The 10,314-nt window shown below is 65.3% G+C and carries 7 protein-coding genes; 3 read left to right on the top strand and 4 right to left on the bottom strand.

Annotated elements, in window-relative coordinates:
* Positions 1-1,473, top strand: a 1,473-nt coding sequence (locus DBR22_RS19950; protein ID WP_258229334.1) for an amino acid permease, incomplete at its 5' end; no start/stop codon positions are given.
* Positions 1,474-1,530: 57 nt separating this feature from the next.
* Positions 1,531-3,210: a thiamine pyrophosphate-dependent enzyme gene (locus tag DBR22_RS19955; RefSeq protein ID WP_108600431.1), complete on the top strand. Its 1,680-nt coding sequence runs from the start codon at positions 1,531-1,533 to the stop codon at positions 3,208-3,210.
* A gap of 260 nt (positions 3,211-3,470) precedes the next feature.
* Here DBR22_RS19955 and fdhA read toward each other — a convergent pair whose 3' ends face one another.
* The 3 genes from fdhA to DBR22_RS19970 form a co-directional block, all read right to left on the bottom strand.
* Positions 3,471-4,694 carry a formaldehyde dehydrogenase, glutathione-independent gene (gene fdhA, locus DBR22_RS19960; protein ID WP_108600432.1) on the bottom strand — a complete coding sequence of 408 codons (1,224 nt, stop codon included), beginning with the start codon at positions 4,692-4,694 and terminating at the stop codon, positions 3,471-3,473.
* A gap of 84 nt (positions 4,695-4,778) precedes the next feature.
* Positions 4,779-6,194 (bottom strand): ferredoxin reductase, encoded by a 1,416-nt coding sequence (locus DBR22_RS19965; protein WP_108600433.1) that lies wholly within the window; start codon positions 6,192-6,194, stop codon positions 4,779-4,781.
* Positions 6,191-7,495 carry an aromatic ring-hydroxylating oxygenase subunit alpha gene (locus DBR22_RS19970; protein WP_108600434.1) on the bottom strand — a complete coding sequence of 435 codons (1,305 nt, stop codon included), beginning with the start codon at positions 7,493-7,495 and terminating at the stop codon, positions 6,191-6,193. The genes DBR22_RS19965 and DBR22_RS19970 overlap by 4 nt, the downstream gene beginning before the upstream one ends.
* Positions 7,496-7,653: 158 nt before the next feature.
* Between DBR22_RS19970 and DBR22_RS19975 the strand changes: the two genes are divergently transcribed.
* Complete coding sequence (locus DBR22_RS19975) at positions 7,654-8,586, top strand: LysR family transcriptional regulator (RefSeq protein WP_108600435.1); 933 nt, start codon at positions 7,654-7,656, stop codon at positions 8,584-8,586.
* A gap of 105 nt (positions 8,587-8,691) precedes the next feature.
* Here the strand turns inward: DBR22_RS19975 and katG are convergent.
* Positions 8,692-10,314, bottom strand: a 1,623-nt coding sequence (gene katG / locus DBR22_RS19980; protein WP_108600436.1) for a catalase/peroxidase HPI, incomplete at its 5' end; no start/stop codon positions are given.

A 10,314-nucleotide genomic window follows, 5' to 3' on the forward strand; every position in this document is an offset into this window, starting at 1 on the left:
GACGGCGGCCACGCGCACGCGTCCGAGACTGCCCTGCACGCGGAAGACCAGGGCTACCACAAGAACCTCAAACCCCGGCAGATCCAGATGATCGCCATCGGCGGGGCCATCGGTACCGGCCTGTTCCTCGGCGCCGGCGGCCGCCTCAACGCCGCAGGCCCCTCGCTGGTCATCGCCTACGCAGTCTGCGGCTTCTTCGCCTTCCTCATCCTCCGGGCCCTGGGCGAACTGGTACTCCACCGGCCCTCCTCGGGCTCGTTCGTCTCCTACGCCCGCGAATTCTTCGGCGAGAAAGCCGCGTTCGTCTCCGGCTGGTTCTACTGGATCAACTGGGCCACCACCACCATCGTGGACATCACCGCCGCCGCCCTGTACATGAACTTCTTCGGCAACTACATCCCCTGGATGGCCGACGTCCCGCAATGGGCCTGGGCCCTGACCGCCCTCCTGGTGGTCCTCGCCCTGAACCTGGTCTCCGTCAAGGTCTTCGGCGAGATGGAATTCTGGTTCGCCCTGATCAAGGTCGCCGCCCTGGTCATCTTCCTGGTGGTCGGCACATACTTCGTCATCTTCGGCACCCCCGTGGACGGCCAGCAGGTAGGCCTGAGCCTCCTCTCGGACAACGGCGGGATCTTCCCCAACGGCCTGCTCCCCATGATCATCCTCATGCAGGGCGTCCTGTTCGCCTACGCCTCCATCGAACTGGTCGGCACCGCCGCCGGCGAAACCGAAAACCCCCAAAAAATCATGCCCAAAGCCATCAACTCCGTGGTCTTCCGCATCGCCGTGTTCTACGTCGGCTCCGTCATCCTCCTGGCCCTGCTCCTGCCCTACACCTCCTACGAAAAAGGCGTCAGCCCCTTCGTGACCTTCTTCGGCTCCATCGGCATCCAAGGCGTCGACGTCATCATGAACCTCGTAGTCCTCACCGCCGCCCTGTCCTCCCTCAACGCCGGCCTCTACTCCACCGGCCGGATCCTGCGCTCCATGTCAGTGAACGGCTCCGCCCCCAAATTCGCCTCCCGCATGAACAAAGCAGGCGTCCCCTACGGCGGCATCGCCATCACCGCCGCCGTGTCCCTGCTCGGCGTCCCCCTGAACTACCTCGTCCCCGCCCAGGCCTTCGAAATCGTCCTGAACGTCGCCTCCGTCGGCATCGTCATGACCTGGGCAACCATCGTCCTCTGCCAGATCCAACTCAAACGCTGGGCAGACAAAGGCTGGCTCGAACGCCCCTCCTTCCGCATGTTCGGCGCCCCCTACACCAGCTACCTCTCCCTGCTCTTCCTCGCCGGCGTCCTGATCATGGTCTTCATCGACTCACCCCTGACCATGCTCGTCACCGCCATCGCCTCAGCCCTCATGGTCGCCGGCTGGTACGCCTGCCGCCACCGCATCCGCGACATCGCCCAGGCCCGTGAAGGCTTCACCGGCAGCGCCCCCGTCATCGCCAACCGGACACCCATCAAGTAGGCCTCGCCAGCCTTAGGTAGACGAATGCCCACCACTCCGAACAGCCAAGAAAAGCACATGAGAACTGAAACTGAAGAAACCCTGACCGCAGCCAACGCCCTCCCCGCCAGCACGTCGGCCGGGCATGTGATTGTTGATTCCCTGGTGGCCCACGGCATCGAGCGAAGCTACGTGGTTCCCGGGGAGAGCTTCCTGGACGTCCTGGACGGCCTGCATAACTCGGACATTGAAACCGTGGTCTGCCGGCATGAAGGCGGCGCCGCTTACATGGCTGAGGCCGACGGCAAGATGCACCAGCGTCCCGGCATAGCCATGGTGACCCGGGGGCCCGGCGCAGCGAACGCGCACGTTGGGCTGCACACGGCCTGGCAGGACTCCACACCCATGCTGCTGTTCGTTGGCCTTATCCCGTTCGCGCACCGGGACCGCGAGGCGTTCCAGGAGTTCGATATCAAGGCGTGGTTCGATACCGGGGCAAAACGCGTCATGGTCCTCGATCATGCGGAGCGGGCATCCGAGATTGTGGCCGAGGCCATGTTTGCGGCCATGAGCGGACGTCCGGGGCCCGTGGTGGTGGGCCTGCCGGAAGACATCATCCGCCAGCAGATCGATCCGGCCCTGCATCCCGTTATCCCGGTTGCGGCCGGCGGCATGAGCAGCACCGATGCCGTTGCCCTGAAAGCCGCCCTGAAGGAGTCACGCACACCGCTGTTCGTCACCGGCGGCAACGACTGGACGCAGGAAGCCGCCGACCAGCTGACGGGGTGGCTGGAAAGGCACCATATCCCGGCAGTCGCTGAATGGCGGACGCAGGGGACAGTGTCCTTCGATTCGCCGTCTTATGTAGGACCCATTGGCTATGGCCGTCCCCGCCCCACGTACGATCTGCTGGAGGAAACCGACCTGCTGGTGTTTGTGGGGACAGTGCCCGGCGACGTGGTCACGGACGGCTTCGTCTGCCGGCAGGACTGGAACAAAAAGAACTTCCTGGTCACGGTGGACCCCTCACTCCGTGGCCGCTCAGGGCCCGTTTCGCGGCAGATCCTGGCCAAGCCCGAGGCCTTCGTCCGCGAGTTGGTGGAAATCGACCTGCCGGCGAAGGAAGAGTGGAAGGCCTGGACCAACCGGATGCGGGGGGAGCAGGAGCGGTTCGCCGCGCTGCCGCCGGCTTCGCCGGCAGCAGGGCAGGCAAGGATGGACACTCTGATGGCCAATCTGGTTCCGAGGCTGCCAGAGGATGCGATGGTGACGTTCGGTGCGGGTGAGCACACCAACTGGGCCCACCGCTACTTTCCCACCCGCCGCTACGCCTCCATGATCAGCGCCCGTAACGGCTCGATGGGCTATTCGGTACCATCGGCCATCGCAGCCTCCCTGGCCGAACCCCGGCGCCGCGTGGTCACAATTGCCGGGGACGGGGAGTTCCTCATGAACGGCCAGGAGCTGGCCACCGCTGCACAGTACGGGGCCACGCCCCTGGTCATCGTCATGGACAACCAGGAATACGGGACCATCCGCACCCACCAGGAGCGGCATTATCCGGCCCGTGTCTCCGGGACCCAGCTGAAGAATCCGGACTTCGGCCTGATGGCCAAGGCGTTCGGCGGTTTCGGGATCACCGTCACCGAGGACAAGGACGTTCCGGCCGCGCTCGACGCCGCCCTGGCCGCCATCGAGGATGAGGGTGTCTTCGCCCTGATCCATCTCGTTGTGGAACAGCGGGTCAAAGCGTACTGAGCGGTGGCGGGAGTTTGACGTACGCCGTTATTCCAAGAAAGCCGATTCCACCCGGCGAAAGCCTGCGACGTGCCGACGGTCAACCGTCGCGTTGCTGGGCAGGCAAGGCACAACGCCCGTAAGTTCAGTACGACGGCGGCCGGCGCTTTAGTTTCGGCGCTTCAGTTAAAGGCGGCGCGGCCGGTGCGCCACCAGCATGTTCCGGATGGTGCACCGACCGCTTGTGCCTGCCTGGAGTGAACCCGTTCCTTTACCTGGAGCTAGTTGCTGCTGAGGTAGCCGTTCGGGTCCAGGACATACTTCGTGGCGGCGCCGGCATCGAATTCCGCGTACCCGCGCGGGGCATCCTGGAGTGAGATGGCGGTGGCGTTGACCGCCTTGGCGATGTGGATCCTGTCGTGCAGGATGGCCATCATCAGCTGCCGGTTGTACTTCATCACCGGGCACTGGCCGGTAGTGAAGGAGAGGGACTTCGCCCAGCCGGTGCCCAGGGACAGGGACAGGCTGCCCTTCTGGGCGGCCGCGTCCGCGGCACCCGGATCCCCGGTGACATAAAGGCCGGGAACGCCCACGGAACCGCCGGCGGCGGTGAGGTCCATCAGGCTGTTGAGCACGGTGGCCGGCGCCTCCTGGGCTCCGGCGCCGTGGCCGTGTCCGCGGGCCTCGAAACCGACGGCGTCGATACCGGCGTCGACCTCGCGGACGCCGAGAAGCTGCTCGATCTGGTCAGCCGGGTCGCCGTTGGCCACGTTGACGGTTTCGCAGCCGAAGGACCGGGCCTGGGCCAGGCGGTCCTCATTGAGATCACCCACGATGACCACCGCCGCCCCCAGCAGTTGGGCGCTGGCCGCCGCGGCAAGCCCTACGGGCCCGGCCCCGGCAACGTAGACGGTGGACCCGACGCCGACACCTGCTGTGACGGCCCCGTGGAAACCGGTGGGGAGGATGTCCGAGAGCATGGTCAGGTCCATGATCTTCTCCAGGGCCTGGTCCCGATCGGGGAACCGCAACAGGTTCCAGTCCGCGTAGGGAACCAGGACGAACTCCGCCTGCCCGCCGACCCAGCCGCCCATGTCCACGTAGCCGTAGGCGGACCCGGGACGGTCCGGGTTCACGTTCAGGCAGATTCCGGTCTTGCCTTCCTTGCAGTTCCGGCAGCGCCCGCAGGAGATGTTGAAGGGGACCGAGACGATGTCCCCGACCTTGATGAATTCGACGTCGGGCCCGGTCTCGATGACTTCCCCGGTGATCTCGTGCCCCAGGACGAGCCCGGCAGGGGCGGTGGTGCGGCCGCGGACCATGTGCTGGTCCGAGCCGCAGATGTTGGTGCTCACGGTGCGCAGGATGACCCCGTGCGGGACCTTCCGGCCGACATTGACGGGGTTGACGCCGGGACCGGCCTGCAGTTCAAAGGTGGGATAGGGGGTATCGATGATTTCGACGATCCCCGGCGCCTTGTATGCAACGGCTTTGTTACCTGACATTGAATGGCTCCTATGGGGTTGGAGATTGAAAATTCGTGAAGCAAATCGGGGTCAACCTGAAGCTGTCCGGCCTAGAGCAGGCGGCTAGGCATCGATGACCAGGTCGGTCTGCGCGGTGGAGCAGCAGGGCAGGAACTTGCCTGCATCGATTTCACGTGCCCGGATCCCGCCCTGGTGGTTCATGTCGACCTCACCGGAAAGCTTGACGATCTTGCAGGAGCCGCACATGCCTTCCTTGCAGTTCGCGCCGATCCTGACGCCCGCACGCTGGGCCACCCCGAGGATGTGATCGGTGGGGTCGATGCGCACATTGATGCCGGTGCGCATGAAGGACAGTGTGAGGCTTCCCGTTCCCACCGTGTCGAAGCTCGCGGCATCGGGGGACCCGGCCTCCGGCGCACCGTCTGCGCCGCCGTCGGGGGCTTCGGGACAGGATGCGTCCGGGTCGACGGTTTCCAGCGGCATTCCGGTGGCCTTCAGGGTTCCCTCGGCGTCGTAGCCGGGCTCGTAGAGCCCGAACGCGGTGGGCTGGCTTTCGTAGTAGTCCTCGGCGGAATCGGCGATCTCCTCGGCGATTTCCTCCGCAATGTCCACGGCAAGCGCGAGCTCCGCCTGGTATTCGAGGAGCGTCTGGCGGTCTCCAGAGAAGAATTCCACGTTGATGGAGGTGTCGTCGACGCCGACCTTCCCGAGGAGCTCGGTGGCGGTGTTCAGGTAACCCTCGGGGCCGCAGGCGTAGACCTGGCGGCCGTTGGCATCGGGGGCCACCGCATCGAGCATGGCCGCCGTCAGCCTTCCGGTGAGCCCCTCCCAGCCCTCGGGTTGGCTGCGGTCGCCCAGGGAGTAGAAGACCTTGACGCGCGAGTCCACGGAGGCGATGTAGGCCAACTCCTGGTGGAACGCAAAGTCACCGGCCGCTGATCCGTGATAGAGCACCACGACGTCGGCCTGCCCGGGCAGGGAGTGGATGGTCCGCACCATCGACATGATGGGGGTGATGCCTGCGCCGGCGGCCAGCAAGAGGTACCGGGCCCGCCGGTCGGCGTCGGGCAGGTGGAATGCCCCGACCGGTCCGAGCATCTCGAGGACGGTGCCGGGTTTGACGTTCCCGTGCACCCACGGTGAGACCAGGCCCGTGGGGTCGCTTTTGACGGTGATGCTGAAGGTCCACGGCTGGGTGGGCGAACTGGACAGCGAGTAGCTGCGGTCCACCGCGTCCTGGTCCTCACCGTTCACGGGAAAGGCGACGTTGACGTACTGGCCCGGACGGAACGCCAGGGGGGCACCGTCGGAACGGCGGAACACAAAGGTCATCATGCCGCCGGCCTCGGGAACGGTCTCGACACATTCGGCCATGAACTCCTGCGGATGCCAGGGACCCAACGCGCGGGCGGCGCTGGCGGGTCCCTCGGTGCTGCCCATCACCCTGTTCCACGGCATCTCAAGACCGCGGATGCGCTGTGGTTCCTGGATTGCCGTGACGGTGCGGAGTTCAATCATGCCAAGTGCTCCTGCACACGCTGCACGTACCAGTTGATGAACGCCTCGACCTGGTATTCGCTCTTCATGTACGGGCCGGGCTCGTAGGCGGGGCTGCCGGCGCCCTTCTGGCACAGCTCCACGAACGCCTTGTCCTGCAGATTGGTCTGCTTCCAGGTGTAGGTGAGTTTCTCCAGGTCGTAATCGACGCCTTCCTCGGCATCGTCAGCCACCAGCCAGGTGGTGCGTACCAGTGTCTGGTGTTCGTTGACGGGGAAGACGGCGAAGGTGATGACGTGGTCCCCGAGGAAATGGAACCAGCTGTTGGGCTGCAGGTGCATCGAGCAGCGGCCGAGGCGGAAGTCCGGCAGGTCGCCGAGCAGCTTCTTGGAGAGCCTGTGCCCATCGGGCGAGAACGATTCGCCGTCACCGTCGAGCGACTCCCGTGAGATGCGGATGCCCGCGATGCGGGTGTCGAGCTCCTCGACCACTTCGTAGGGAAGGCCATAGCGGCGGCAACGCTCCTCGAGTGAGGACTGAGCTTCCTTGTTGCGGTCCCACACTTCTTCGAGGTGGGGCGGGACAAGGCCCTCCGTCAGGCCCCAGGTGGGAAAGAGGGAACAGGCGAGTTCCGGGTGGCCATCGCAGTGGTAGCACTCACGGTTGTTCTCCATGACGAGCTTCCAGTTGCCCTCCTCGATGATGTTCTGCTGGTAGGCGACTTTCGTCTTCGACAGATCGTGGGGCGCGAGGTAAGGCTCGAAGATCTTTCCCGTTTCGTCGAAATCCGTCGGCGGTTCGTCGGCAATGCAGACGAAGATGAGTCCGGCGAACACGCGGCTGTGGGCGCGCTTGAGGCCGAAGCAGCCCTTGTCGAACTTCGTTTCCCCCGGTGCCGAGGCATGGATCAGATTGCCGTCGGGGGAGTAGGTCCAGGAGTGGTAGCCGCATACCAGGTTTCCCGTTGTCCCCGCGGGTTCGGTGAGGACGCGGGCGCCGCGGTGACGGCACACGTTGTGCAGGACGTTCACGCCGCCGTCGTCATTGCGGAGCACGATCAGGGAGTGGGGACCGTAGTCGACGGTGACGTAGTCGCCCGGCTCCGGGAGCTCGGCGGTGCTGGCGGCAAAGATCCAGTGCTGGCCGAAGATTGCCTGCATGTCGATGCTGAAGATCGTCCGATCGGTGTAGAAGGGGGCATCGAGGGAATATCCCACGCGCCGGAAATCGAACAATGCGGTGATTTCCGCCAGCTGCTCGGCAGGCAATGAGGAAGCGAGTTTGCCGCGTGAATTAAGCGGCATGTGCACTGGAGCAGACATGTGTTCCTCCCGGAAGGGCTGGGTAATAAGTGTGCGTTTTGTGGAGACCACGGGTTGGGGGTGCAGCCGTCGTCGAAAACCTTGTAGTCATGAGATTAGGGACGATCGATCTGCAACAAAAGCGCAAGATTCAGGAGATAACCGTGCACAATGGGTGCATGATCGATCCACGGCTCATAACACTCCGGGTATTTGCCCGGTGCGGCACCGTTGGCGCAACAGCGGAGCTCACGGGCTATTCCCCCTCCGCCGTCTCCGCACAGTTGCGGGAGCTCCAGCGTGTGCTGGGAATGCAGCTCCTGACGAAGGACGGCAGGGGCGTGCGGCTGACCGCTACGGGCCGTTATCTCGTGGCGGGCTCGGACACCCTCGTTGCGGAATGGGAGAGGCTGCGCGCCGCGGCCATGGCGGCCGGCGACCAGGTGCAGTCCCGTTTTGGGCTTGGCGGATTCTCGACGGCGGCAGCCCAGTTGCTCGCGCCGCTGGCCGCCACCCTGCGCTCCACACGCCCCCAGCTGGAGGTGCAGGTCCTCGAGGCCGACCCGGACCGCTGCTTCGATTTGTTGGTTGCCGAGCGAATTGATCTCGCGGTCATTGTCGCCATGCAGTCCGACACCTATCTTGAGGACGATCCGCGCTTCGAGCAGACCGTCCTGCTCGACGATCCACTTGACGTGATCATTCCCTCCGACCATCCGTTGGCATCGCGGGAAACGGTGACGCTCGAAGAGTTGGCGTCGGAACCCTGGATCACCGAGGCCGCCGGTTCCACCTACCATTCCCTGTTCACCGCGGCGTTCACGGCAGTCGGGGTGACACCGCGGATTGCCCATGAGGCCGTTGAATGGGAAACCCAGATCGCGTTCGTTGGTGCGGGGCTGGGCGTGGGACTGCTGCCGCGGCTGGCGCCCCTGCGCAGTGCCGAAAACGTTGTTCGACTGCGTATTACCGGCAAAGGGAAGCCCGCCCGCCGGATTGTCGCTGCGGTGCGCAAGGGCAGCCTCGCATCGCCCCTGATCCAGGAGTCGCTCGGCATTCTGCAGGTCAGGGCCAACCGGATACTCGCCGCCCGGCCCGAAGACGATCTCTGAAACCAGCCCTCCCGGCATCCCGACGCCGAGACGCCCCGCCCTCCGTGCAGACGGAGGGCGGGGCGTTGGTCATTGACGCAGCGGCAGCCGGCCCGGATGCCGTTCCTACTTCAGATCGAACCGGTCAAGTTCCATGACCTTGACCCAGGCGGCAACGAAGTCGTTGACGAACTTCTCCTTGGCGTCGTCACTGGCATAGACCTCAGCCAGCGCCCTGAGCTGGGAGTTTGATCCGAAGACCAGGTCCACCGCTGTGGCGGTCCATTTCCGCTCGCCGGTGGCGGCGTCGGTGATCTCGTAGACGTCCTCCTCCGTCTCCGAGGCCTTCCACTTGGTCCCCGGGGAGAGCAGATTGACGAAGAAGTCGTTCGTCAGCACCTGCGGCCTGTCGGTGAAGACGCCGTGGGTGGATCCGCCGAGGTTGGTGCCGAGCGCGCGCATGCCGCCAACGAGTACTGTCATCTCCGGCGCGGAGAGGTCCAGCAGGTACGCCTTGTCGAGCAGGAGAGTCTCCGGCTGGAGCTTCCCTCCGGGGCGCACGTAGTTGCGGAAACCGTCCGCCCTCGGCTGCAGGTACTGGAAGGACTCGACGTCGGTCTGGTCCTGGGCGGCGTCGGTGCGGCCCGGCCGGAACGGCACGGTGACGGCGAAGCCGGCGTCTTTCGCGGCCTTTTCCACCGCCGCGCAGCCGCCGAGGACGATCAGGTCTGCAAGCGAGACCTTCTTACCCCCGGTCTGGGCGGAGTTGAACTGCTGCTGTACCGCCTCGATCGCCTGCAGCGCAGATCCCAGCTGTTCGGGCTCACTGGCCTCCCAGCCGCGCTGGGGTTCCAGCCTGATCCGTGCGCCGTTGGCTCCGCCGCGTTTGTCCGTCTTGCGGAAGGTGGACGCGGAGGTCCATGCCGTGCCGGCGAGCTGCGAGACGGACAGGCCCGAGTCCAGGAGCTGGGCCTTGAGCCCGGCGATGTCCTGCTCGTTGACCAGCTCGTGGTCCACCTCCGGGACGGGGTCCTGCCAGAGCTGCGGGGCGGGGACCCACGGTCCGAGCATGTGCGGGCCGACCGGGCCCATATCGCGGTGGAGCAGCTTGTACCAGGCCTTCGCGAATGCGAGCGCAAACTCGTCCGGGTTCTCCATGAAGCGCCGGGAGATCTTCTCGTAGACGGGGTCGACGCGCAGCGACAGGTCGGTGGTGAGCATCGTTGGCCGGTGCTTCTTCGCCGGATCGTGGGCGTCCGGGATGATTTCCGGGCCGTCCTTGGCGACCCATTGGTGGGCGCCACCGGGGCTCTTGACGAGCTCCCATTCGTGCCCGAACAGGATCTCGAAGAAGCGGTTGCTCCACTGGGTGGGTTTGTCCGTCCAGGTGACCTCGAGGCCGGAGGTGATGGTGTCCGGTCCTTTCCCGGTCCCGTAGGTGCTGAGCCAGCCCAGGCCCTGTGTTTCCAGATCGGCGCCTTCCGGCTCGGGGCCAACGTAATCGTCTGCGATGGCGGCGCCGTGGGTTTTGCCGAAGGTGTGCCCGCCGGCGATCAGCGCCAGGGTCTCCTCATCGTTCATGGCCATGCGCTTGAAGGTCTCGCGGATGAACGCCGCGGCCTTGAGCGGGTCCGGGTTGCCCATGGGCCCCTCGGGGTTGACGTAGATCAGGCCCATCTCCGTGGAGCCCACCTCCTCCGCCATCTGGCCTTCGCCGATGTAGCGTTCGTCGCCGAGCCAGGTGTCCTC

Source organism: Arthrobacter sp. HMWF013 (assembly GCF_003061105.1).
GTDB lineage: Bacteria > Actinomycetota > Actinomycetes > Actinomycetales > Micrococcaceae > Arthrobacter.